This window comes from Zoogloea oleivorans, assembly GCF_008107625.1.
In the GTDB taxonomy this organism is placed as follows: Bacteria; Pseudomonadota; Gammaproteobacteria; order Burkholderiales; family Rhodocyclaceae; genus Zoogloea; species Zoogloea oleivorans.
In genome coordinates this window covers 28925-53228 of sequence record NZ_SDKK01000027.1, presented here as the reverse complement: position 1 = coordinate 53228, position 24304 = coordinate 28925, and the positions used below count along the sequence as shown (strand labels likewise).

Annotated in this window: 27 protein-coding genes; 14 read left to right on the top strand and 13 right to left on the bottom strand. The window is 67.1% G+C overall.

What is annotated here, in order from left to right; all coding sequences use genetic code 11:
* Positions 1–9: 9 nt before the first annotated feature.
* From ETQ85_RS21565 to ETQ85_RS21550, 4 genes are read right to left on the bottom strand one after another with little or no spacing between them, the layout of a single operon-like run.
* Positions 10–204, bottom strand: coding sequence for a hypothetical protein (locus ETQ85_RS21565; RefSeq protein WP_148581129.1), 195 nt, complete (start codon positions 202–204; stop codon positions 10–12).
* Between the two features lie 12 nt (positions 205–216).
* On the bottom strand, positions 217–588 hold the full coding sequence (locus tag ETQ85_RS21560; RefSeq protein ID WP_148581128.1) for a diacylglycerol kinase: 372 nt from the start codon (positions 586–588) through the stop codon (positions 217–219).
* A gap of 22 nt (positions 589–610) precedes the next feature.
* The gene (locus ETQ85_RS21555; protein WP_148581127.1) at positions 611–1408 is read right to left on the bottom strand and encodes an alpha/beta fold hydrolase; all 798 of its coding nucleotides are present in this window, start codon (positions 1406–1408) and stop codon (positions 611–613) included.
* 3 nt (positions 1409–1411) lie between these two features.
* Positions 1412–1903 carry a flavin reductase family protein gene (locus ETQ85_RS21550; protein WP_148581126.1) on the bottom strand — a complete coding sequence of 164 codons (492 nt, stop codon included), beginning with the start codon at positions 1901–1903 and terminating at the stop codon, positions 1412–1414.
* Between the two features lie 102 nt (positions 1904–2005).
* Here ETQ85_RS21550 and mutY point away from each other — a divergent pair, with 102 nt between their 5' ends.
* On the top strand, positions 2006–3058 hold the full coding sequence (gene mutY / locus ETQ85_RS21545) for an A/G-specific adenine glycosylase (RefSeq protein ID WP_148581125.1): 1053 nt from the start codon (positions 2006–2008) through the stop codon (positions 3056–3058).
* Positions 3059–3186: 128 nt separating this feature from the next.
* On the opposite strand, the gene ETQ85_RS21540 is transcribed toward mutY, so the two are convergent.
* The 5 genes from ETQ85_RS21540 to ETQ85_RS21520 all read right to left on the bottom strand — a co-directional run bounded on the left by ETQ85_RS21540 (position 3187) and on the right by ETQ85_RS21520 (position 10472).
* Positions 3187–3798 (bottom strand): LON peptidase substrate-binding domain-containing protein, encoded by a 612-nt coding sequence (locus ETQ85_RS21540; protein WP_148581124.1) that lies wholly within the window; start codon positions 3796–3798, stop codon positions 3187–3189.
* 4 nt (positions 3799–3802) lie between these two features.
* Positions 3803–4441 (bottom strand): flavin prenyltransferase UbiX, encoded by a 639-nt coding sequence (locus tag ETQ85_RS21535; protein ID WP_148581123.1) that lies wholly within the window; start codon positions 4439–4441, stop codon positions 3803–3805.
* Positions 4442–4588: 147 nt separating this feature from the next.
* Positions 4589–6094 carry a high affinity choline transporter 1 gene (locus ETQ85_RS21530; RefSeq protein ID WP_148581122.1) on the bottom strand — a complete coding sequence of 502 codons (1506 nt, stop codon included), beginning with the start codon at positions 6092–6094 and terminating at the stop codon, positions 4589–4591.
* 141 nt (positions 6095–6235) lie between these two features.
* A complete protein-coding gene (locus ETQ85_RS21525) occupies positions 6236–9541 on the bottom strand; it encodes an EAL domain-containing protein (RefSeq protein WP_148581121.1) in 3306 nt (1101 codons plus the stop codon).
* 16 nt (positions 9542–9557) lie between these two features.
* Positions 9558–10472 (bottom strand): ABC transporter substrate-binding protein, encoded by a 915-nt coding sequence (locus ETQ85_RS21520; protein ID WP_187394807.1) that lies wholly within the window; start codon positions 10470–10472, stop codon positions 9558–9560.
* A gap of 266 nt (positions 10473–10738) precedes the next feature.
* Here ETQ85_RS21520 and ubiU point away from each other — a divergent pair, with 266 nt between their 5' ends.
* From ubiU to ETQ85_RS21455, 13 genes are all read left to right on the top strand, one after another.
* Positions 10739–11752 (top strand): ubiquinone anaerobic biosynthesis protein UbiU, encoded by a 1014-nt coding sequence (ubiU, locus tag ETQ85_RS21515; RefSeq protein WP_148581119.1) that lies wholly within the window; start codon positions 10739–10741, stop codon positions 11750–11752.
* An 8-nt stretch (positions 11753–11760) separates the two neighbouring features.
* Positions 11761–12666, top strand: coding sequence for a U32 family peptidase (locus ETQ85_RS21510; protein ID WP_148581118.1), 906 nt, complete (start codon positions 11761–11763; stop codon positions 12664–12666).
* A 15-nt stretch (positions 12667–12681) separates the two neighbouring features.
* Entirely contained in the window at positions 12682–13122 is a 441-nt protein-coding gene (gene ubiT, locus ETQ85_RS21505; protein WP_320382213.1) for a ubiquinone anaerobic biosynthesis accessory factor UbiT, read from the top strand.
* A gap of 318 nt (positions 13123–13440) precedes the next feature.
* The gene (locus ETQ85_RS21500) at positions 13441–14523 is read left to right on the top strand and encodes a VanZ family protein (protein ID WP_148581116.1); all 1083 of its coding nucleotides are present in this window, start codon (positions 13441–13443) and stop codon (positions 14521–14523) included.
* Between the two features lie 72 nt (positions 14524–14595).
* Complete coding sequence (locus ETQ85_RS21495; RefSeq protein WP_148581115.1) at positions 14596–14904, top strand: (2Fe-2S) ferredoxin domain-containing protein; 309 nt, start codon at positions 14596–14598, stop codon at positions 14902–14904.
* A 2-nt stretch (positions 14905–14906) separates the two neighbouring features.
* Positions 14907–15554: an alpha/beta hydrolase gene (locus ETQ85_RS21490; protein WP_148581114.1), complete on the top strand. Its 648-nt coding sequence runs from the start codon at positions 14907–14909 to the stop codon at positions 15552–15554.
* Positions 15551–16159 carry a glutathione S-transferase gene (locus ETQ85_RS21485; RefSeq protein ID WP_148581113.1) on the top strand — a complete coding sequence of 203 codons (609 nt, stop codon included), beginning with the start codon at positions 15551–15553 and terminating at the stop codon, positions 16157–16159. Before ETQ85_RS21490 ends, ETQ85_RS21485 begins: the two co-directional genes overlap by 4 nt.
* Positions 16159–17106: an ATP-binding cassette domain-containing protein gene (locus tag ETQ85_RS21480; RefSeq protein WP_148581112.1), complete on the top strand. Its 948-nt coding sequence runs from the start codon at positions 16159–16161 to the stop codon at positions 17104–17106. The genes ETQ85_RS21485 and ETQ85_RS21480 overlap by 1 nt, the downstream gene beginning before the upstream one ends.
* 46 nt (positions 17107–17152) lie before the next feature.
* Positions 17153–18514 carry a diguanylate cyclase gene (locus ETQ85_RS21475; protein WP_148581111.1) on the top strand — a complete coding sequence of 454 codons (1362 nt, stop codon included), beginning with the start codon at positions 17153–17155 and terminating at the stop codon, positions 18512–18514.
* A gap of 14 nt (positions 18515–18528) precedes the next feature.
* The gene (locus ETQ85_RS21470) at positions 18529–19320 is read left to right on the top strand and encodes an ABC transporter permease (protein ID WP_148581110.1); all 792 of its coding nucleotides are present in this window, start codon (positions 18529–18531) and stop codon (positions 19318–19320) included.
* A gap of 7 nt (positions 19321–19327) precedes the next feature.
* Positions 19328–19666, top strand: a complete 339-nt coding sequence (gene cutA, locus ETQ85_RS21465; RefSeq protein ID WP_148581109.1) for a divalent-cation tolerance protein CutA — start codon at positions 19328–19330, stop codon at positions 19664–19666.
* Positions 19667–19725: 59 nt separating this feature from the next.
* Complete coding sequence (locus ETQ85_RS21460; RefSeq protein WP_148581108.1) at positions 19726–21546, top strand: protein-disulfide reductase DsbD; 1821 nt, start codon at positions 19726–19728, stop codon at positions 21544–21546.
* A gap of 8 nt (positions 21547–21554) precedes the next feature.
* Positions 21555–22040 carry a methyltransferase family protein gene (locus ETQ85_RS21455; protein ID WP_148581107.1) on the top strand — a complete coding sequence of 162 codons (486 nt, stop codon included), beginning with the start codon at positions 21555–21557 and terminating at the stop codon, positions 22038–22040.
* Here ETQ85_RS21455 and ETQ85_RS21450 read toward each other — a convergent pair.
* The 4 genes from ETQ85_RS21450 to ETQ85_RS21435 all read right to left on the bottom strand — a co-directional run.
* Positions 22034–22225 carry a zf-HC2 domain-containing protein gene (locus ETQ85_RS21450; RefSeq protein ID WP_148581106.1) on the bottom strand — a complete coding sequence of 64 codons (192 nt, stop codon included), beginning with the start codon at positions 22223–22225 and terminating at the stop codon, positions 22034–22036. The two genes, ETQ85_RS21455 and ETQ85_RS21450, sit on opposite strands and share 7 nt — an antisense overlap.
* Positions 22219–22806, bottom strand: a complete 588-nt coding sequence (locus tag ETQ85_RS21445) for a sigma-70 family RNA polymerase sigma factor (protein ID WP_148581105.1) — start codon at positions 22804–22806, stop codon at positions 22219–22221. The genes ETQ85_RS21450 and ETQ85_RS21445 overlap by 7 nt, the downstream gene beginning before the upstream one ends.
* Before the next feature lie 52 nt (positions 22807–22858).
* Positions 22859–23599, bottom strand: coding sequence for an HvfC family RiPP maturation protein (locus tag ETQ85_RS21440; protein ID WP_148581104.1), 741 nt, complete (start codon positions 23597–23599; stop codon positions 22859–22861).
* A partial coding sequence (locus tag ETQ85_RS21435) for an MbnB/TglH/ChrH family RiPP precursor modification enzyme (protein ID WP_148581144.1) occupies positions 23596–24304 on the bottom strand: 709 nt, incomplete at its 5' end. The genes ETQ85_RS21435 and ETQ85_RS21440, both read right to left, overlap by 4 nt.

Below are 24304 nucleotides of genomic sequence, written 5' to 3'. Positions count from 1 at the left end.
GGGTCGGGCTCAGAAACGCATCTTCTTGCGATTGCCGGGCAGCTGGCGCAATTGTTCGCGGCGCAACTGGCTGGGCGAAACCGGCTTGGCCGGCGCTGGCGCCGCGGCCAGCTCCGGCGGAATGTTGGCGCCCACGCCCCGCGGGCAAAAGCCGGTGGTGGCGCAGGTGCAGTTGACGCAGGGCTTCTTGCTCTTGGTGGTCATGATCGTGAACTTTCAGGCAAACAGAACGAGCCCCCACACCGCCACCACATTCACCAGCGCGACAAAGACCGCGGCGCTGCCGATGTCCTTGGCGCGCTTGGCCAGGTGGTGCTGTTCGAGGGAAATGCGGTCCACTGTAGCCTCAAGCGCCGAATTGATCAGTTCGACAATGACCACCAGCAGCACGCTGGCCACCATCAGGGCCTTGCCGATGGCGCTGACCGGCAGGAACAGGGCCAGCGGAATGAGAATGACGGCCAGCCACACTTCCTGGCGAAAGGCATCCTCGTTGCGGTAGGCCGCGGCGAGGCCGGCCATCGAATAGCGAAAGGCGTTGAGGACGCGGGTCAGGCCGGTCTTGCCTTTGAAGGGGCTTTCTTCCATGGCGGGCGAAAAAGGGCCGAGGCTAGAGCAGGAAGGTGACAGGGGCGTTATCCAGGCTGGCGAGAAAATCATGCACTGCGCCCGCAAAGGCCTGCGGCTCCTCGAAAGGCGCCAGATGACCGGCATCCAGTTGCAGGTAGGTGGCAGCCGACATGCGCTCGGCCATCCGGCGCACGACCAGCGGCGTAGACACCGCATCGTCACGCCCGGCAATCACCAGCGCCGGCATGGTCAGACCCGACAGCACAGCGCGCTGGTCGAACGTCACCAGCGCGTGCATCGCGGCCCGGTAGCTGGCCGGCGGAATGTCGGCCATCAGATTGACGGCGTCGCGTACCACTTCAGGATCACCGCCCGGACCGACCATCGTCGGGATCACTTCGATGGCCAGCTCGCGCATGCTCGCCCCGTCGTCCAGCGGACCCAGGCGCCGGTCGAGGAACGCCTGCTGCAACGGCCCCGCCGACGCACCGAAAGCCGGCGTGCAGCAGGCCAGCACCAGGCCGGTGACGTAGTTGGGAAAGGCCGCGGCGGTCTGCAGGGCGATCATGCCGCCCATGCTGTGGCCGACGAGGACGACCCGCTCCAGCCCGGCCGCATCGAGCATGGCGATCAGGGCCCGGGCGTAGCCGTCGAAATCGACCGGATCAATCGACTCGCTGGCCCCGTAGCCTGGCATGTCCCAGGCCAGCCCGCGCCAGCCGACAGGCGTGATGCGCGGCAGGATGTCGAGGGCGCCGGCGGCACCGCCACTGATCCCGTGCAGGAACACCAGCCCGTGGGGCCCGCTGCCGGTTTCGATCCAGCGAGGGGTGGTCATGGCTCAGGCCAGGCGCCGGTAGGCACCACCCTGGAAGACCAGCGGCTTTTTGTCGGCCTGACGCTCGAAGCGCTCCACCTCGCCGATGAAGATCACATGATCGCCCCCTTCGTGACGGGCGAACTGGCGGCATTCGAACCACGCACAGCAGCCCGGCAGCAGCGGCACGCCGTCGAGGCCTTCGGTAAAACCGAGGCCGGCGAACTTGTCGTCGCCGCGGCTGGCGAAGCGCTGGGAAATGTCCTGCTGGTCTTCGGCGAGAATGTTGATCGCGTACACTGCGGTGCTTTCGAAGATCGGCACGCTCGGCAGGTGGCTGGACAGGCTCCACACCACGAGATGCGGCGTCAGCGAAACCGAATTGAAGGAACTGACCGTCAGGCCGATGGGCTCGCCACTCGGTGCGCGGGCGGTAATCACCGTCACACCGGTGGGAAACATGCCCAGCGTGTCGCGGAAGGCGCGTACCGCCGGGTCGTTTTTGGGAGCAGTCATGATGGAATGGGTTTGGCCGGACACCGCAAGAGCGGGTCGGAGACCGGTTTGGGGGGCAGGAATTATCGCCTCGCCGGGGCGCAGCGTCGAGGGGTGTAAAAATTGAGTACGTTTGCAAAAACCCTGATCGCCTGGCAGCGCGAGCACGGACGCCACGATCTGCCCTGGCAGACCAACGACGCCTACCGGGTATGGCTGTCGGAAATCATGCTCCAGCAGACCCAGGTGGACACGGTGATCCCGTATTACGCCCGCTTCCTGGCGCGCTTTCCGGATCTGCCGAGCCTCGCCGCCGCCCCGGTGGAGGACGTGCTCACACTGTGGAGCGGCCTCGGTTACTACGCCCGTGCCCGCAATCTGCACAAATGCGCGCAAACCCTGATGACCCGCCACGGCGGCGTCTTTCCGGCCGACCCGGCACTGCTGGCCGAGCTGCCCGGCATCGGGCGCTCGACCGCGGCAGCGATCAGTGCCTTCGCCTATGGCACACGGGCGGCGATCCTCGACGGCAACGTCAAGCGGGTCCTCGCCCGGGCCTTCGGCATTGAAGGTTTCCCGGGCACCAAGCCCATTGAAAACCGCCTGTGGGAACTCGCCGACAGCCTGCTGCCAGCGACCAACGTGGATGTTTACACCCAGGCCCAGATGGATCTGGGCGCCACCGTGTGCACCCGCGGCCGCCCGGCCTGCGCCCGCTGCCCACTGGCCGACGTCTGCGTGGCCCTGCGCGACGGACGGGTTGCCGAGCTACCGACCCGACGCCCGAAAAAGGAAACCCGCGAACGTAGCGGCCGTTTCGCCGCAATCCTCGCCGACGGCGCCGTATTACTCGAACGCCGCCCGCCGAGCGGCATCTGGGGCGGCCTGCTGAGCCTGCCGGAACTGCCCGAAGACGCCGACACCGCCGACTGGGTGGCCAGCCGTTACGGCCTGGACGTACACAAGGTGACCCCGCTGGCCAGCTTCCGCCACGTGTTCACCCACTTCACGCTGACTCTGGAACCCGAATCGGTGGAAGTGGGCGCCACCACGGGCTGCGCCGAGCCAGGCATCCTGTGGCATCGCCTCGACCAGCTCGACGCCGCCGCCCTCCCCGCCCCGATCCGCAAGCTGCTGGAGCAACTGGTGCGGCGCGACCTGTTCAGCGAACCCTGAACCGTGGGTCGGACTTCACAACGACAAGCGCTATCTTCATCGACGGTTTTTGTGGGTCGGACTTCAGTCCGACAGCGAACGTTCAGCCCATGCAGTCGGACTGAAGTCCGACCCACGGGGAAATCGCCTTACTCCAGCCCGCCGAGCAGCTTGTGCTGCTCCAGGTAGCTGTAGATGATCTCCAGCCGCAACACCGAATCGTCCAGCTCCAGCAGGCGCTGGCGGGCCTTGACCGGAATCGGCAGAATTTCCGCCAGCCGATAACCCACCCAGGTGGCATCGTCGAAGCGGTGGGGCTGCGGAAACATCTCCTCGCCGGCATCCTCGACAATGGCCTCGAGCAGCGGCAGCACATCCAGCAAGGCTTCGGGAACCGGCTGCACCGGCGGCTCGTCGAGCAGCACGACCCGGGCGCTCTGCAGGCGGTCGGACTGGATGTGGCGCTCCAGCACCCGGAAGCGCTCGCCGCCGCGGGTGGTGATGAAAAGCAGGCCGGGCTCGGACATGTCCCAACCGACGATGCGCGCCACCGCCCCAACCTCGTAGGGCACGGCCGGATTTCCCACCTCGCCGCCCTCCTGGATCAGGCACACGCCAAAAGGCGTGTTGGTACGCATGCAACGGGCCGCCATGTCCAGGTAACGGGCCTCGAACAGCTTGAGCGGCAGCACGCCGTCCGGAAAAAGCACCGTACCGAGGGGAAACAACGGCAAATCGACGACCTGTACGGCAGTGTTCATCGTTTTACTCCTCCGTAGCGCCCGCCTCGCCCCAGCGGGGCATCAGGCTGTGGGGCACGGCCAGTTGGTCGAGAATGCGGGCGACGACAAAATCCACCAGCTCGCCCACCGTTTTCGGGTGGTGATAAAAACCGGGATTGGCGGGCAGGATCACCACGCCCATGCGCGCCAGACGCAGCATGTTCTCCAGGTGCAACTGCGAGAACGGTGTTTCGCGCGGCACGATGATCAGCTTGCGGCCTTCCTTGATGGCCACATCGGCGGCGCGCTCGATCAGCGTGCTGGCCAGCCCGGCGGCAATCGCCGCCAGCGAACCCATGCTGCACGGGCACACCACCATCGCGTCTGGCGGGTTCGAACCCGACGCCGGCGGGGCGAACCACTCCTCGCGGCCAAAGACCCGCAACTGCCCCGCGGCCGCACCGAAGCGGGCGGTCAGCAGCGCTTCCACCTCTGCCGGCCGCCCCGGCAGCGCCAGATCCATCTCCTGCCGGGCGACGATCTGGGCCACCTGCGAATACAGCAGCCACACCTTGCAGCCGGCCGCCAGCAGGCATTCGACGAGCCGCAGCCCATAGGGCATGCCGGACGCACCGGTGAGGGCGACGGCGATGGTTTTGACAGATGGGGCGGGAAGGGTCAACAGTGAAGAGTCCTCGGTTGTGCGGGAATCGTTAGGAAGTGACGCACGCTGGCGGCCAAGGTTCCCGTAGACACCCCCGTGGGTCGGACTTCAGTCCGACTCGACTGGCTCAACGTGCGCTGTCGGACTGAAGTCCGACCCACGGGGTCAATGGTGCTGGTGGATGCTGCCGATACCCTCATGCGCCACGCCGTGGGGGTCCGCCGCATGATGACCGTGGCGCAGCCGGTCGTGCACGTCGATATCGTGATGCACCCACTGCTTCACCAGCGAACCGATGACCATGCCGACTGCACTGGCGATCAGCCCGGCCAGCTGGGCCGGGATGAAGGGGCTCTCGCCACCGGCCAGATGCACCGCCAGCCACACCCCGATGCCACAGAAGATTGCCACCAGCGCCCCCTGGTTGGTGGCACGCCGCCAGTACAGGCCGCACACCAGCGGCACGAAGGCCGACACGAGGGTGATCTGGTAGGCGTTTTCAACCATCTTGAAGATGCTGGCCTTGGAAAACATTGCGTAGAGCGTCACCAGCACCGTAAAGACCAGCGTCACGACGCGCATCCAGAACAGCAGCTTTTTGTCGGTGAGATGCGGCAGCGCCGGCTTGAGGATGTTCTCGGTGAAGGTGACGGATGGCGCCAGCAGGGTGGCCGAGGCGCAGCTCTTGATGGCCGACAGCAGCGCGCCGAAGAACATCACCTGGGCCACCAGCGGCGCCTTGGTGAGCACCAGTTCGGGCAGGATCATCTGCGAATCGGTATTGATCAGGCGCGCCACCATGGCCGGGTCGATCAGGGTTGCCGAGTAGGCCAGGAACATCGGCACGAAAGCGAACACGAAGTACAGCCCGCCGCCCAGCACCGAACCCCACACGGCGATCCGTTCGGACTTGGCCGACTGGACCCGCTGGAAGACGTCCTGCTGCGGGATCGAGCCGAACATCATGGTCACTGCCGCGGCGACGAAGGCGATCACCTCTTTGGGATCAGCCGCCGGCAGGAAGGCCAGCTTGCCGTCGTTCATGGCGTGACTCACCACCACCCCGACCCCGCCGGCCATGCCGCTCACTTCCCCGCCAATCCACAGCATGCCGATGACGATGATGATCATCTGCAGGAAATCGGTGACCGCCACCGCCCACATGCCGCCGAACAAGGTGTAAATGAGGATGGTGCCGGAACCGATCCACATGCCGGCAAGCTTGCTCACCTCGCCGCCCGACACCACGTTGAAGACCAGCCCGAGGGCGGTGATCTGCGCCCCCACCCAGCCCAGGTAGGAGATCACGATGGCCAGCGTGGTGAGCACCTCGACGCTGCGGCCGTAGCGTTTCTTGTAGAAGTCGCCGATGGTCAGCAGGTTCATGCGGTACAGCGGCGCGGCAAAGAACAGGCCGACCAGGATCAGGCACATGGACGAGCCGAAGGGGTCGGCCACCACCCCGTGCAGACCTTCGTTGAGAAAGGTGGCCGGAATGCCGAGCACGGTTTCGGAGCCGAACCAGGTGGCGAACACCGTGGCGGTGACCATGTAAAACGGCAGGTGACGGCCGGCGACGGCGAAGTCCCGGGTGTTGTGGACCCGCGTGGCGGCCATGAGGCCGATGGCCACCGAGATCAGCCAGTAGGCGATGACGAACCAGAACAGCATGGGTGTGCGGAAAAGCGTTGGCGAATCCGCGGATTATAGGGCGCCCGGGCAGTTTTACCGTGGGTCGGACTTCAGTCCGACAGGCAGCGGTTCCGCACGTGTTGTCGGACTGAAGTCCGACCCACAAAACCCCGGCCGTCCTCAGGCCCGCCCAAGGCGATCGGCGAATTGCGCGGCCGGCTCGGCCTTGCCGTAGTGCCAGCCCTGCAGCGAATCGCAGCCGAGTTCGCGCAGGGTGTTCACCATCTCCCCGGTTTCAACGCCCTCGGCCACCAGTTCAAGGCCCAGGTTGTGGCCCAGCCCGACGATGGCGGCCACGATGGCCCGGTCTTCCGGACCGGTGTTGATCTCTCGCACGAAGGACTGGTCCACCTTCAGCTTGTCGAGGGCGAAACGCTTGAGATAGGCCAGGCTGGAGTAGCCGGTGCCGAAATCGTCGATGGCGACCGACAGGCCGAGGGCCTTGAGTTCGTCGAGCTGACGGGCGGCCCGCTCGACATCGCGCATGACCATGCTTTCGGTCAGCTCGAGGGTCAGCAGGCCGGGCGGGACGTCATGGCGGCGCAGCGCCTCGGCCACCGACGCCACAAAATCGGCGCGGCGGAACTGCAGCGGCGAAATGTTGGCGGCCACCGGCACCATGTGCCGTCCCTCGGCCTGCCAGGCGGCCAGCTGCTGGCACAGGGTGTCGAGAACCCAGTTGCCGATGGGCAGGATCAGGCCGCTCTCTTCGGCGAGCGGAATGAAGCGGTCCGGCGGAATGTTGCCAAGTTCCGGGTGGGTCCAGCGCAGCAGGGCTTCGGCTGCGATCAGCTGGCCGTCGACGGCCGATACGACCGGCTGGTAGTGCAGGGCCAGCTCGCCGCGCTCCAGCGCCCGGCGCAGCGCGTGCTCGAGGGACAGGCGTTCGCTGGTCGGCGCGGCCATGCCGTCGGCGAAGAACTCGATGCCGTTGCGCCCGTCCTCCTTGGCCCGGTACATGGCCATGTCGGCCCGATCAAGCAGGATTTCCCCATCCAGACCGTCTTCGGGGAACACGGAGACGCCGATGCTGGTGGACAGACTGAACTCGCAGCCAGCCAGCAGGAAGGGTTCATCCAGGGCCGACAGCAGACGCCCGGCGGCGCTGGCGAGGACGCTCCGATCGCCGGCCTGCGGCATGATCACCACGAATTCGTCCCCCCCGTGGCGCAGTACGCTTTCGCCGTCCCGCAGCACCGACTGCAGACGCTGGCCCACCTCGATCAGGAGTTCGTCGCCGATGTGATGACCGAGGGTGTCATTGATGTTCTTGAAACGGTCCAGGTCGAGAAAGCACAGGGCCACCCGATGGCCCTCGCGGGCGGCGGCCTCGAGCGCCCGCTCGAGTATCGGCGCCAGGGCGGCGCGGGACGGCAGGCCGGTAAGAAAATCGTGACTGGCCAGAAAGTGGATCCGCTCTTCGGCAGCCTTGCGCTGGCTGATATCCGAAAAAACCCCCACGTAATGGGCTATGTCCCCTTCCCCATCGCGTACCACGCTGACTGAAAAATCGGCAGGAAAGGTATCGCCCGCGGCTCGCCGGATCCACACTTCGCCCTGCCACAGGCCGCTGGCGGCGGCCAGATCGCGAACCGTGCTGGCAAAGCCCGCGGGATGACGGGCCGGATCGAACAGGAACAACTGGCGGCCGATCACGTCCGCCCCGGCAAGACCGGTCAGGCTGCTGAAGGCCCGGTTGATCATCACCACCCGGCGCTGCGGGTCGACGATGACGATGCCCTCGGAGTTGTTCTCGAAGACCTTGGCGGCCAGGCGCAGGGTCTCGTCGCGCCGGTAATTGCGCAGCGCAAAGCCGATGTCGGCACTCAGTTCGTCCAGCAGGGCCACGGTGTGCTCGTCGAAAAAGTTCTTTTCGGCCTTGCGCAGCACCAGCACCCCGTCGGGCCCCTCCCCCAGGCGGATCGGAAAAACGGCAAAGGAACCCTCCGGCGTGTGGGCAACGCAGCCTTCGCAGGCACGCGTCACGGGCGATGCCGCCGGATCGTTGACGATCAAGGCCTCGGCAGGCACGCCGACAGCCGTCAGGCGACATTCCAGCCCCGCGATGGAGAGATCGGCCCAGCACCCCCGGCCCTGCACCGCCGTCGCCTTGAGCACGCTGCTGTGCTGCTCGGGAAAGCCGATCCAGGCCAGATCCAGCTCGCCGAACTCGACCGCCACGCGACACACCTGGGGCAACAGCGTCGCGGCGTCGCGGCTATGCACAATGGCTTTGTTGGTGGCCGACAGGGCGTGGTACAGGCGCGTCATGCGCTTGATGTCGCGGGCGTTGTCGCGAGCCGGCTGGAGGTCGTAGCAGGAGCCCACGTAACCGGTGAACACCCCGTCCCCGTCATGAATCGGCGCCCCGTGGTCGGCAATCCAGTGATGGCTGCCGTCGGCGGCGCGCAGGCGGTACTCCATCACAAAGGGTTCGCGGGCCTCGAAGGCCCGGCGCCAGACGGCAAGACAGTTGTCCCGGTCATCCGGGTGGACGCCCTCCAGCCAGCCCTCGCCCACCTCCTCTTCGAGGGTCTTGCCGGTGAAGTCGAGCCAGGCCCGGTTGAACCAGTCGCAGTCACCGCTGAGGCCGGCCCGCCAGGCCAGATGCGGAAAGGATTCGAGCATCGCCAGATGCTGGTCGCGGGAGTGGGCCAGCTGGCGATTGCGGGTCCGCAGGGTAACGAGCATGTCATTGAGCGCCCCGGCCAGCTCACCGAGTTCATCGCGCCGCATGACCGGCACCACCAGTGCGCTATCGCCGGCTTCCCGGCGCCGCCCGAGAGCTTCACGAATGGCCTCGGCCGGATGCAGCACGTAACGCGACACCAGCACGTAGATCAGGCCGGCCACTGCGCTGAGAATGCCGCCCAGCCACAGGGAAAGGTGCACCACCGTCTGCCAGGCGGCCTGCCACAGGCTGGCAGCATCGAGACTGAGCAGCAGGACGCCCTCTTCGAGCCGTCCGCTCGCGCCGCCGCCCACCAGCAGGACGGGTTCAAGCACATCCAGGCGACGCAAATCGGCGTCCAGCCGGCGCTCGCCCTTGCGGGCCGCCAGCGCCGCCAGCAGATGTGCCGGCAGGGCCTGCTCGGGCAGCGCCGTTACGGGCTGGTCCTGCCAGCCATGATCGCTGGCGGCAACAACCCGGGCCGGCTCGCCCGCCACCAGCACCACCCGGACGATGTCCCGGGCAGCGCCGAGCGACGACACGAAACGGCGCAGATCGGCCGGTTCACGCGCGGTTTCGGCGGCCGAAGAGACCGCCGAAACGATGGCATTGGCGCGCTGGTCCACCAAGGTGCGAAAGCGTTCGAGAATGCTGGTGTACAGCACCGTGACGAGCAGGGCCATGCCCACCGCCCAGACGGCGAGCAGCGGCCCGATGAGGCGCCAGCGCAGGGACAGGAAACCGCCGAAAATCACCTTGACCCGCCGCCGCTCATGCCATAGCCCCCCGCTCGGCGATCAGCTCGCGGGCAATCAGAAAATCCTTCAGGGTGCGGCTCTGGCGCAACTGGGCGAGGGACATCATGGCCCCCTGCAACTGGCCAAGGGAGCGCGCCACCGGCCCGTCGGGGGCCAGCAGGTCGCGCTGTTCGCTGCGCGCCACATAGTGCAGTCCGCCAAGGGTCTGGCGCAGTTCGGCGACACTCATGTTTTCCCGGCGGGCCATGATGGCGTGAGCCTCGTCCGGATGGCTGGCCATGAAGTCCATGGCCCGGTAATAGGCGCCAACGAAAGCGCGCACGTCGGCCCCCCGCCGGGCCACGAAGGCGCCGTCGAAAACCAGCGTATCGACCACCTGGCCCGGCACCTGCCCGCTGTGAAAGAGCACCTTGCCGCCCGCATCGACAAGACGGTTGGACTCCGGCGGAAAACACACCGCCGCCGCCACCATCCCATCCGCAAAAGCCACCGGCATGGCGTTCTGCGGCATCGGCACGAGAATCACGTCGCGGATGCCAAGATTGACGCTGGCCAGTGCCAGCGCCAGCAACTGGATGTGCAGGGTGCCCGGCTCGATGGCCACACGACGCCCGCGCAGGTCGGCAGGATTGCGCATCGCGGCAGTGCCGATCAGCACGTCGGCCCCGTTCGAGTAGTCGACCACCGCCGCAATCTGCGGGCGCAATCCCGACTGGTCGGCGGCCAGCAGGATTTCCACCAGCGTCGCCCCGCAGCCGTCCACCTGCCCGCGCTCCAGGGCCCGGCGGGAGGCCCCGATGGAGGTCAAATCCACCAGCGCAACAGTGAGCCCGGCCTCCTCGAAATAGCCCTTGTCCCGCGCCACGTAGAGCGGATCGAAACCGGGCCACGGATTGGTGGCGAACTTGAGCGGCTCGGGGCTGGTCATGCTGCACCCCCCGCCACTGCCGAACAGCAGGGCTGAACCGATTCCAGCAGAGAGGAAGCGCCGACGGGACGGGAGCACGGGCATAGCCGATATCGATAAACCGCAATAGATGAAGTATGCACTGGAGTTGAGAAAAATCCCATGTTCCGGCAAGGGGTTTAGCCCCTTTCTCCGGCACGGCACCCACCCCGTTGACGCCGGTCAAGGTCTGTCCGGCACGGCGCGCCTATAGTCCGGCCGCGTCATTTCCGCCGTAAGAACTGTCCATGACTCCTGCGCGCCCCATCGAACTGGTCTGCCCCGCCGGCAGCCTTCCCGCCCTTAAAACCGCGATTGATCACGGCGCCGACTGCGTCTATCTCGGCTTCAAGGACGCCACCAACGCCCGCAACTTCAGCGGCCTCAACTTCGACGACAAGGCCATGGCCGACGGCGTGCGCTACGCCCACGAGCGCGGTCGCAAGGTGTTGCTGGCCCTCAACACCTACCCGCAGACCGACAACTGGCAACGCTGGACCGCCGCCGTCGACCGGGCCGCCCGGTTCGGCATCGATGCGGTGATCCTCGCCGACCCGGGCCTCATGGCCTACGCCCGCAAGACCCACCCCGACCTGCGCCTGCACTTGTCGGTACAGGGCTCGGCGACCAGCTACGACGCCATCAATTTCTATTACGAGAAGTTCGGCATTTCGCGCGCCGTGCTGCCGCGCGTGCTGTCGCTGGCCCAGGTCGAACAGGTCATCGCCAACACGCCGGTCGAGATCGAAGTCTTCGGCTTCGGCGGCCTGTGCGTGATGGTGGAAGGGCGCTGCGCCCTGTCGGCCTTCGCCACCGGCGAGTCGCCCAACTGCAACGGCGCCTGCTCGCCGGGCAAGCACGTGCGCTGGGAACAAACCCCGAAGGGCATGGAAACGCGCCTCAACGGCATCCTCATCGACCGCTTCGCCGACGGCGAACGGGCCGGCTACCCGACCCTGTGCAAGGGCCGCTTCGAGGTCAACAACGAGACCTACTACGCCATCGAGGAACCCACCAGCCTCAACACCCTGGAAATGCTCCCCGAACTGGCCCGCATCGGTGTGCGCGCCATCAAGATCGAAGGCCGCCAGCGCAGCCCCGCCTACGTCGCGCAGGTCACCAAGGTATGGCGCGCCGCCATCGACCGGGTGCTCGACGACAGCGCCCCCTTCCGCGTCGAGCCGGCCTGGATGGCCGAACTCAACAAGGTTTCCGAAGGCCAGAGCCACACCCTCGGCGCCTACTACCGTCCCTGGAAATGAGTCAGCCCATGAAGCTTGCCATCGGCCCCCTGCTCTACTACTGGCCCCGCCAGTCCACCCTGGCCTTCTATGCCGACATGGCCGACGCCCCGGTGGACATCGTTTACCTTGGCGAAACCGTGTGCTCGCGCCGCCACGAACTGCGCCTCGCCGACTGGCTCGAAATCGCCGAGATCCTCACCGCCGCCGGTAAGGAAGTCGTGCTGTCCAGCCAGGTGCTGGTCGAATCCGAATCCGACCTGAAAACCCTGCGCCGGATCGCCGGGCAGGGCAACTTCCGCGTCGAAGCCAACGACATGGGCGCCGTGCACCTGCTGACCCGCGGCGACGCCCCGGCGACCGACTGGATCGCCGGCCCCACGCTGAACATCTTCAACCCGGTCACCCTCGACATGTTCGCCGACCTCGGCGCCACCCGCTGGGTCGCCCCGCCGGAGATGTCGCGCCAGCAGATCGCCGAACTGCGCGCCGGCCTCGGCCATGCCGTGGAGGTCGAAATCTTCGCCCACGGCCGCCTGCCGCTGGCCTACTCGGCGCGCTGCTTCACCGCCCGCCACTACAACCTGCAAAAAGACACCTGTGAATTCCGCTGCCTCGAATTCGCCGACGGCATTCCGCTGAAGACCCGCGAAGGCGCGCCCTTCCTGACCCTCAACGGCATCCAGACCCAGTCTGCCCACGTACACACCCTACTCGGCGACCTGCCGGCGGTGGTCGCCGACGGCATCGACATCCTGCGCATCAGCCCCCAGGGCGAGAACACGCTGGAGATCGTGAACCTGTTCCGCAAGGCCATCGACGGCCTCGTCCCGCCCCTCAAGGCGCTCCACGACGCCCTGCCCCTGCTGCCCGACGAACCGTGCAACGGTTTCTGGCACGGCCGCCCGGGGGTGGAGCAATATGTCAGCAGCTAACCGATGGAGCCCGCCATGAAAGTCCCTGCCTTCACCCTGCCCGGGCCCCTCGCCCGCCTTGGCGCCCGCCTGCCCCAGCTGCCGCCCACGCTGGTCCTGGTCGGAGCCCTCAACCTGGCCCTCGACCGCCTGCTGCCGCGCGACACCCTGGAGCCGCTGACCGGCAAGCGCCTGCTGATGAAGATCAGCGACGCCGGCCTGGCCCTGCGCTTCACCTTCACGCCGCGCGGCTTCCGCCCGCTGTCCGGCAGCGAGGCGCCCGACCTGACCATCTCCGCCACCGCCCGCGACTACCTGGCCCTGGCCCTCCGCGAAGAAGACCCGGACACCCTGTTCTTCAGCCGGCGCCTGCTGATGGAAGGCGAAACCGACCTCGGCCTGCTGGTCAAGAACACCCTGGATGCGGTGGATTGGGACGCTCTGACGGCACGGGTGCCGTTCCTGCGGGCCGGCTAGGCCCTCAGCCAGGCTTTAAAACCCGCCCGCCATCCAATAAATATCCCGCGGCATTCAAACGCCCTCGCTTACGGTCGAATTTTCGGCGTCAGAGACCGAAAAATCGATCTCCACGGCCGATTAATCGAATTTTTAGCGCGATTAATCGGCCGGTTTCATTGAAACAATAATGAAATTCGTCCTTTATTCGATCTCCACGCCCATTGAATCGGCGATGACGATGGATAAACGGATGCCGGACATCGCCCCACCCCCGAAACAATTGAACACCCCCAACCCGGCTAGAATGGCTCCCATCGCGCCATTCCGCCGCTTCCCATGCCCCTGAACCACCGCCGCAGTTCCCCCCTCGCCGCGTACTTCGCCGCCGCCATCGGGGTTCTCGTCGTGTACGCCTGCCTGCACCCCTTCACGGGCTGGCGGGATCCGGGGCTGCCGGCCTTCGAGTTCCTGTCCGCACCATGGCCGCGTTACTACACCTGGGTGGATCTGACAGTGAACGTGATCGGCATCGTGCCCTTCAGCTTCGCGCTGGTGCCGGCCCTCGGACGGCTGCCACGGGGCTGGGCGGTGCTGCTGGCGATCCTGACCACCTTCTGCCTGAGCCTGTCGGTGGAAACCCTGCAGAACTTCCTGCCCAGCCGGGTCCCGTCGAACGTGGATGTGGGCTGCAACACGCTGGGCGGGCTGCTCGGCGCGCTGGCCGGCGGACGCTGGGGCGGGCGCCTGTTCGATCCGAAGAGCGGCCTCACCCGCTGGCGCCGCAAGCGCATCGTCGCCGGGCACGCCGGGGAAATCGGCCTGGTGCTGATGGGCCTGTGGCTGCTCACCCTGCTGACGCCCGAAAGCCTGCTGTTTGCCACCGGCGACCTGCGCCGCCTCTTTGATCTGCCGACCCCGCTGCAATTCAATCCGACCCGCTTCATGAAGGTGGAGGCTGCCATCACCACCAGCCAGCTGGTCGCCGTCGGCCTTACCGCGCGCTGCGCGATGCGCCAGTTCAGCCCCTGGCCGATCGTGCTGCTGGTGCTGCTCGGGCTGGGCGCCAAAACCCTCGCCTCGGCGGCCTTTTTCTCGCCGGGCGACCCTTTTCACTGGGCCACGCCGGGCGGGCAGATTGGCCTCGCCGCCGGCGCCGCGCTGCTCGGCGTGTGCCTGCTGCTGCCGGCACGCAGCCACGCCATGCTCGCCGGCATGGCCCTGCTGGTGGCCACCGCGCTGGTCAACCTGGCCCCGGAAAACCCCTTCCTGCCCAGCGACGCGGCGATGATCCGCCAGGGCAACTTCCTGAACTTCCACGGTCTGACCCAGCTGACCGCCAGCTTGTGGCCCTTCGTCACCTTCGCCTACCTCGGCCTGCTGGGAGCCAGCGCCCCGCGGGACAGCTTGCGCGGCCACTGAAAGCCGCCACCGGCGCGGCGATTGATTGATAATCGCGGACACACCCAAGAATCGACCCCGGAGAGACACCCGATGAGCTATTTCCAGCACCACGTTTTCTTTTGCTGCAACCAGCGCGCCGAAGGCGAAACCTGCTGCAACGCGCAAGGCGCCTCCGAGCTGCAGGCCTACGCCAAGGACCGCGTCGCCGCGCTCGGCCTCAAAGGCAAGGGCAAGGTGCGCATCAACAAGGCCGGCTGCCTCGACCGCTGCGACGAAGGCCCGGTGCTGGTGGTGTACCCCGACAACGTCTGGTACACCTTCGTGGACAAGTCGGACGTGGATGAAATCATCACCGAGCACCTGCAAAACGGCCGCATCGTCGAACGCCTGAAGATCTGAACATGAGCCGCGCCGCCACCGAAACCGCGCTGATCAACGGCCCCGATGGCCCGATCGAGCTGATCATCGACACCCCCGAGCACGTTCGCGGCATCGCGCTGGTGTGCCATCCGCACCCGCTGTTCCACGGCGCCAACACCAACAAGGTCGCCCACACCCTGGCGCGGGTCTTTCGCGACCTGGGCTACGCCGCCCTGCGCCCCAACTTCCGCGGCGTTGGCAAGAGTGTCGGCGAACACGACAACGGCATCGCCGAAACCGAGGACATGCTGGCCGTCATCAGTTGGGCGCAGAGCCGCTGGGGCGGTCTGCCGCTGGCCCTGGGCGGTTTCTCCTTCGGCGCTTACGTGCAGACCCGCGTCGCCGCGCGCCTCGCCGAAGGGGTCACGCCGGCCGGCCGCATCGTGCTGGTCGGCACCGCTGCCGGCCAGGTCACCGGCGCACGCAGCTACACGACCCTGCCGGTCGCCAAGGACAGCCTGATCATCCACGGCGAACGCGACGAAACCGTGGCCCTCGCCAATGTGCTGGAATGGGCCGAACCCCAGGAGCTGCCCGTGGTGGTGGTGGCCGGTGCCGACCACTTCTTTCACGGCAAGCTGCACATCATCCGCAGCATCATCGACCGCGCCTGGAGCCCCCTGCCATGAAACTCATCCTCTCGCTCACCAGCCCCTACGCCCGCAAAATCCGCATCGTGCTGGCCGAAAAGGCACTGCCCTACGCACAGGAAGTGGACATCCCGTGGCTGGCCGAAACCAGCGTTCCTGACTACAACCCCCTCGGCAAGGTGCCGGCCCTGATCGCCGATGACGGCGAAGTCTGGTACGACTCGCCGGTCATCGCCGAATACCTCGAGACCCAGGGTGGCCCGGCGCTGCTGCCGGCCGAGCGCCTCGCCGCCCTGCCGGTGCGCCAGACCGAAGCGCTGGCCGACGGCATCACCGATGCCGCGGTGGCCGCCTTCCTCGAAAGCCGCCGCCCCGCCGAACAGCAGGACGCCGCCAGCATCGCCCGCCAGCTCACCAAGATCCGCCGCGGCCTGGCGGCACTCGAAGAACGCCTCGGCCAGCGCAAGGGTTTCGGCGGCAACGATCTCAACCTGGCCGACATTGCGGTGGGTTGCGCCCTCGGCTACCTGGATTTCCGCTTCCCGCAGATCGACTGGCGCAGCAACCACCTGCCACTGGCCTCGTGGGCCGCGCAGGTCTTCGCCCGGCCGTCCTTCGCCGACAGCCTTCCGCCGCCCGCCTGATGCCGCTCGAAATCAGCGGCCTCGTCAAACGCTTCGGTGAAGGTGCCGAGGCGAAGGACGTGCTGCGCGGGCTCGATCTGCGCCTGCGCCCCGGCGAATGCTTCGCCCTGCTCGGCCCCAACGGCGCCGGCAAGACCACCACCCTGCGCTGTGCCCTCGGCCTTACCACACCCACGGCCGGCAGCATCCACCTGTGCGGCCTGCCGGTACCGGACCAGGCCCGCGAGGCCCGGGCACGGGTTGGCGTGGTGCCGCAGATCGACAGCCTCGACCCGGACTTCACCTGCGCCGAAAACCTGATCGTCTTTGCCGGCTACTTCGGCATCCGCGAAAGCGAGATCCGCCCGCGCATCCCCGAACTCCTCGCCTTCGCCGGCCTGGAAGGCAAGGACAAGGCGCGCATCCAGTCCCTGTCCGGCGGCATGAAACGCCGCCTGACCCTCGCCCGGGCGCTGGTGAACAAGCCGCAACTGCTGCTCCTCGACGAGCCGACCACCGGCCTCGATCCGCAAGCCCGGCACCTGATCTGGGAACGCCTGCGGCGCCTGACCGCCGAAGGCACGACGATCCTGCTGACCACCCATTTCATGGACGAGGCCGAGCGCCTCGCCGACCGCCTGGCCATTCTCGACAACGGCCGCCTGCTGGCCCAGGGTAGCCCGCGGGAAGTCATCGCCGCCCACATCGAACCGCAGGTGGTGGAAGTGTTCGGCGACTGGAAGCCCGGCGGACAGCCCGACTCCGGCGCCGCCGCATGGGCCGCCGCCCATGCCGGCGCCCTCAGCCGGCGCTGCGAGATCAGCGGCGAAACCGCCTTCTGCTACACCGACGACGCCGCCCCGCTCCTCGCCCACCTGGCTCATCAACCCGGCCTGCGCAGCCTGCACCGCCCCGCGAACCTTGAAGACGTGTTCCTCAAGCTCACCGGCCGGGAGCTGCGCGACTAGCCCCTCGCGGGGACGACGAATCAAACCGGAAACGCACGCCGAACCCATGCCGCAGGGCTCCCACTCCCTTCCCGCCTCCCTCGATTGCGCCGAGATCCTCGACCAGTTGTCTGTCGCCCTGGCCCTGGTAGACGAAGCGAATGGCCGCTTCGCCAAGGTCAATCGTGCCTTCACGGCCAGCTTCGGCGAACCCGCCGGCACTTTCCAGGAATGGTGGGCCCACATTCACCGGGATCCCGAAGCCCTCGACGTGCTGCGCGGAGACTGGACCGACCGGCTGTCGCAGGGCGGCCAGGAGAACATCGAATCCGACATGCACGGCATGGACGGCCATCTCCACCACATCCGCACCCAGATCCAGAGCCATGCCGGCCACCTGCTGCTGTGCTTCGTCGACCTCACCGACAACGACAACCGCCAGGACCTCCTCCGCCAGGCCCTGGCCGAGATGGAAACCCGCTCCACCACCGATCCGCTCACCGGCCTGCTGACCCGCCGGCGTCTCGAAGAAGCCTCGGCCAGCGAGATGCACCGCTTCCGCCGCTTCGGCCACCCGATCTCGCTGATCATCGCCGACATCGACCACTTCAAGCTGGTCAACGACGCCTTCGGGCACCTGGTCGGCGACGAGGTGCTGGTGGAGTTTTCCCTGCGCCTGTCCACCGAATGCCGCGATCTGGACGTGATCGGCCGTTACGGCGGCGAGGAGTTCGTGATCCTGCTGCCCAGCACGCCGCTGGCAGGTGGCGTGATCCTCGCCAACAAGCTGCGCCAGGCCGTCTGCGGCACGCCGTTCGAGGCCGTCGGCCCGGTCAGCGCCAGCTTCGGCGTGGCCGAATGCCTCACGGACGAGAGCTGGCACGACTGGCTGTCGCGGGCCGACAAAGCCCTCTACAAGGCCAAGGCCGGCGGACGCAACCTGGTCGTCGCCGCCCCGGAAAGCGTCTTCGACGATCATCACATCAAGCACCGCAACCGCCTCGACCGGCTGACCTGGGAAGACGGTCACTGCGTCGGCGATCCGGTCATCGATGCCCAGCACCGCCAGCTTTTCGTGCTTGCCAACCGCCTCCTGCAAATCGTCCGCGAAGCCGGCCCAGCGGCCGAACTGCACGCCACCATCCGCGAATTGAGCCAAGCCACCGGACGCCACTTTCGCGACGAGGAAGCCATCCTCAAGGCCCTCGGCTACCCCCGTTGCGACCAGCACGCCAAGGCCCACCGCATCCTCACCGCCAAGCTCGACGCGCTGTCGAGCCAGAGCGCCCTGGGCAGCCTGCCCACCGCCAAGCTGATCGAATTCCTCGCCTACGACCTGGTGGACCACCACGCCCTCGGCGCCGACCGCGACTTCATCCCGTGGCTGCGCGTGGGCGCCCGCAACGATGCGCCGCCGGCCGCAAACTGACCCCTCCCTGCCCGATGTCCCTCGCCACCGCCCACTTCGCCCCGCCTGTGCTGTCCCTGCGCCTGTTTGCCGTCTGGCGACGCAACTTTCTGGTCTGGCGAAAGCTCGCCCTGCCCTCCATCGTCGGCAACCTGGCCGACCCGGTGATCTACATGCTCGGCCTCGGCTACGGCCTCGGCATGCTGGTGCCGCAGGTCGAAGGCGTGTCCTACATCGCCTTCCTGGCCGGCGGCACGCTGTGCTACTCGACGATGAACGCCGCCACCTTCGAAGTGCTGTACTCGGGCTTCTCGCGCATGCACGTGCAAAAAACCTGGGAGGCCATCATGAACGCCCCGATTGCGCTGGATGACATCGTCGCCGCCGAACTGGTGTGGGCGGCCAGCAAATCGTGCCTGGCCGGCGTGGCCATCCTCGCGGTGATCGCCGCCTTCGGCTTCACCGCCTCGCCGCTGGCCCTGGCGGCCATTCCGGTGGTCTTCCTCACCGGCCTGTGCTTCGCCGCCCTCGGCCTGATCATGACCGCCCTGGCGCCGAGCTACGATTTCTTCATGTACTACTTCACCCTTTTCATCACCCCGATGACCTTGCTCTCCGGCGTCTTCTTCCCGCAGAACCAGCTCCCGGAGACGGTGCGCAGCATTGCCGAACTGCTGCCCCTCAGCCACGCCGTCAGCCTCGTGCGCCCCCTGCTGCTCGGCCAGATGCCGACGCAGATCGGTCTGCATGTGGGCGTCCTGGCGACCTTCACGGTGGTCGCCTTCTGGCTGGCCCTCGCCCTGACCCGCCGCCGTCTCCTCAAGTAGCTCTGTCATGACAAGCACCGATGAAATCCTGCTGGTCCTAACCAGCCTGCCCGACGCCGACAGCGCCCAGCGCATCGCCCGCCTGCTGGTGGAACAGCATCTGGCCGCCTGCGTGAACATCCTCGCCCCATGCACCTCGGTGTATCGCTGGCAGGACAACATTGAAACCGCCACCGAAGTGCCGCTGCTCATCAAGACCAGCCTGTTGTGCTACCCGGCCCTGCAGGCGGCACTGACCGAAGCCCACCCCTACGAACTTCCCGAGATCATCGCAGTCCCTATCCACAAGGGCCTGCCCGCCTACCTGAGCTGGGTGGGTGCCGAAACCGCCGAACACCGGTCCTGATCCCCGTTTCTTGATCCATCCCGGAGCGGCGCGCCAGCGCTGCCCCTAAACTGCCGGCCATGATCCGAATCCGCCTCTTCTTCCTGCCCCTCGTCTGCGCCCTGCTCGCCCTGGTGGGCAGCTTCGCCCACGCCGCCGGCGAACCCCTGCCGCCCGACCAGGCCTTCCGCGTGTCCGCCCGCGCCCTCGACGACAAGACCGTCGAAGTCCGCTTCCTGGCCGCCGACGAGTATTACCTGTACCGCCACCGCTTCAAGTTCGAAGCCGACGGTGCCACGCTGGGCCCCGCGGTGCTGCCCCCCGGCAAGCCCAAAAAGGACGACGCCTTCGGCGAAGTCGAAATTTATCGGGGCGAGCTGCGCGTCCCGCTGCCCATTACCTCCGGCACACCGCCCTTCACGCTGACCGTCACCAGCCAGGGCTGCGCCGACATGGGCATCTGCTACCCGCCGCAAAGCCAGACCCTGCAGATCGCCGCCGCCAGCGCCAGCGGACAGGGCGGCTTTCTGGCCCGCGCCCTCGGCACCGCCGCACCCGGACAGAGCAGCGCAGCGGCCCCGACGGCCGCCGCCGACGAGCACGACGAATCCGGCCGCATTGCCCGCCTGCTCGACGGAGGCAGCACCGTGGCGATCCTCGCCAGCTTCTTCGGCTTCGGTCTGCTGCTGGCCTTCACGCCCTGCGTGTTCCCGATGATCCCGATCCTGTCGGGCATCATCGTCGGCCACGGCCACGCCATCTCGAAGGGCCGCGCCTTCAGCCTGTCCGGCCTGTACGTGCTGGGCATGGCCCTCACCTACGCGGCAGCAGGCGTCGCCGCCGGGCTGTCCGGCACCTTGCTGTCGGCAGCGCTGCAGAACCCGTGGGTGCTCGGCACCTTCGCGCTGGTCTTCGTGGTGCTGGCCTTCTCGATGTTCGGCTTCTACGAGCTGCAACTGCCGACCGCCATGCAGAGCCGGCTGTCCGACAGCGCCAACCATCAAAAGGGCGGCTCGCCCGGCGGCGTGATCGCCATGGGCGCCCTGTCGGCGCTGATCGTCGGCCCCTGCGTCGCCGCCCCGCTGGCCGGCGCCCTGCTCTACATTGCCAAGAGCGGCGATGCGGTCTTCGGCGGCATCGCCCTGTTTGTCATGGCCCTCGGCATGGGCGCCCCGCTGATCGTCGTCGGCGTACTGGCACGCAGTGCGCTGCCCAAGCCCGGGCCGTGGATGGAAGGCGTCAAGCGCGCCTTCGGCGTGATGCTGCTCGGCGTGGCCGTGTGGCTGGTATCGCCGGTGCTGCCCAGCGTCGTGCCGATGCTGGCCTGGGCCGCCCTGCTGATCGTCCCGGCGATTTACCTCCATGCCCTCGACCCGCTGCCACCCCACGCCAGCGGCTGGCAGCGTTTCTGGAAAGGCTTCGGCGTGCTCGCCCTGATCACCGGCGCCGCCCTCTTCATCGGCGCCCTGGCGGGTTCCCGCGATCCGCTGCAACCGCTGGCCATCCTGCGCGCCCAGGCCGCCACCGCCCCGGCGGCCAGTGAAACAAGCTTCCAGCGCGTCCGCTCGGTGGAAGAACTCGACCAGATCCTCAAGACCGCCAGCCGCCCGGTGATGCTCGATTTCTACGCGGACTGGTGCATCTCCTGCAAGGAGATGGAGCGCTTCACCTTCGCCGACCCGGCGGTGGCCAAACGTCTCGAACGCTTCCAGCTGATCCAGGCCGACGTCACCGCCAACAGCGACGCCGACAAGGCGCTGCTCAAGCGCTTCAGCCTGTTCGGCCCGCCGGGCATCATCTTCTTCGATGCCGGCGGCGCCGAACGCAACACGCTGCGGGTCATCGGCTTCCAGCCAGCGGAAACCTTCGGCAAGGTACTCGACGCCGCCCTCGGCGGCTGAGGCGCGCGATGCCACAGCACCCCTGGTGGAAAGGCCGGCGCGGCGAGTGGTATGTCGCGATGCAGGCGGTGCTGTTCGGGCTGGTGATTTTCGGTCCGACGGGTAGCGACCGGCATGCGTGGCCGCGCGCACTGGCGACGCTCGCCACCCCGCTCGGGCTGGCCCTGGTGGCAGTTGGCGGACTGATTGCCGCGGCGGCGGCCCTCAAGCTCGGCCCCAACCTCACGCCCCTGCCTCATCCGAAAGACGATTCCACGCTGGTGGACAGCGGCCTCTACGGCCTGGTGCGCCACCCGATCTACTGCGGCCTGATCCTCGCCGCCTTCGGCTGGGCCCTGTACGTGCAGGGCTGGCTGACACTGGCGTGGGCGGTCGTGCTGCTGGTCTTCTTCGACATAAAATCGCGACGCGAGGAAGCCTGGCTGCTGGCGCGCTTTCCGGCCTACGCCGATTACCGGCGACGGGTCTGCAAGCTGATTCCCTTCATTTACTGATCGCCAGCATCGCGCCAGTGGATGAAACTGCGGCTGGCCTTGCGCAGAAAATCCATTTGCCCCTGGAAGGCCCGGCAGCCGCGGCAGAACAACAGGTGGAAGCGCAAGGCGAAGCGTTCGCGCCGGCTCAAGGGCCGGTCGAGGGCTTCGGACAGCAAATGGGTGGTGTGCTTGCAACTCAGCATGGCTGTGCCTCCCCGGCGAACCAGCCCTGATTGAGGCATTGCCGCAAGCCCGCCCGGGCCCGGTGCAGGATCACGTTGCAATTGCTGGTCGTCAGGGCCAGCGTGGTGCAGATCTCGTCGGTTTCGAAGCCCAGGAATTCGCGCATCATGAAAACCCGCGCCGTACGGGCGGGGAGTATCTCCAGACAGGTTTCAAAAACATGCCAGAACTGGCGCTGCTGCAGCGCCTCTTCGGGATCGCCCCAGGGTTTGGGACGGCTTTGCGGGCTCCAGTGGGCGTTCTCCTTGAACAGCGCGTCGAAGGCTTCGTCGAGCTCCGACTCGTCCCGCTCCAGGCTGGAAACCTGCACGGTACGTCCGCGCTCGCGCAGGGCATCGATGATCTTGTGACGCAGGATGGTGAAGATCCAGGTCTTCAGCGCCGAGCGCCCGGCAAAACGGTCGATGCCGCCAAGCGCCGCCTCGATGGCTTCCTGCACCGCGTCTTCGGCGCCGGAATCATCCTGCAACTGCAGCCGGGCGAACTTCAGCATCTGCGGCCTGAAGCCCGAAATGATCTCGGCGTTTCTGGTATCGGTCATGGTGTGAATGGAATGAACGGCGGCCGGAGCAGCATAGCAAGGAAGCCGCGCGTCAGCCCTCCGATCGCACCCCCAGGATCACGCCCAGCCGGGCCAGCTCGACCAGACTCTGGCGCCCGAATTCGATGAAGGCCGGATCGGCGGCGCAACCCAGCATGGCCCCCAAGCGCATGATCGCCTCCCGCCCGCTGCCGGCCTCCTCGCCCAGCACCGCCAGCAAACAGGCCGTGGCCGGGCTGACTTCCATGAAGCGCACTTCATCACCGGCATCGCGATACACCAGCAGATGCACCGGCGCCGGACGCCGCGGGCGAAAGTCCGGGCCGATCTTGTGCACGGGCCACTGGAAGCCCAGCGACAACAGCGCCGGATTCACCACCGGCACGCCGTCGAGCAGATCGCCGGTGGCGTCGCAATCCGGCGGGCGCACGTCCGTCACATCCACCGCCAGTTCGGCCCACTCGTAGCGGGCCAGCTCGACGAACCAGCGCGGCAGGGGCTGGCGGCAGGTGGATTCGAGGTAGTCGACGAACTCCCGCGGGATTTCGCGGAACCACGAGCTACGACACGGCCAGTCGCGAAAGAAGGCCCGGCACAGGCGCGTCCAGCGGGCCTCGCCGAGACAGGCGCGGGCCACCGGAAAGCAGCGGTCTACAAAACCGCGCAGGTTGTTGAAGAGGAGTTCTTCGTAAACGGCCATGCACCGCCGGGGCACGCCGGCGGGCAGCGGCGCCCGGGTGCCGGCACGAATACGGCGGCCGAAGGATGTCTGAAAGGCCTGCAGCGCGCTCATGCCGTCACCGCCAGCAGCGTGCCCGCCCGCGCCTGCAGGCGGGCGATCTGTGCCACCTCGGCGCCCAGTTCGGCCAGCGGCGGAAAGTGGAAATCCCGTTCCAGACAGGTCGGCACCACGCCGGTCCGGCGGTAGGCGGCTTCCAGCAGCGCCCACACGTCGTCGATCACTTCGGCGCCGTGGGTGTCGATGAGCAGCCCGTCGGGCTCGGTGTAGTGGCCGGCCACGTGGATGTAGCAGGTGCGCTCCAGCGGCAGATCGTGCAGAAAGCGGAAGGGGTCGAAGCCGAAGTTGCGGGCATTGACCAGAATGTTGTTCACGTCGAGGTGCAGCAGGCAATCAGCCTCCTCGACCACCGCACGGATGAACTCGGCCTCGCCCATCTCGGCGCCCGGCGGTGCCACGTAGTACGAGGCGTTTTCGATGCCGATGCGCCGGCCCAGCACGTCCTGCGCCTGACGGATGCGCGCAGCGGTCCAGCGCACCGCTTCGCTGGTGCACGGCAGCGGCAACAGGTCGTAGAGCTGGCCGGCGTCGTTGCTCCACGACAAGTGCTCGGTGTAGAGGTCGATGCCGTGTTCGCTCATGAAGGCGCGGGTCTGTTGCAGCAGCGCGATATCCAGGGGCAGCATGCCGCCCAGGGACAGGGACAGGCCGTGGCAGACAAAGGGGTAGCGCTCGGTGAAGGCGTGCAGTTGCCGTGCC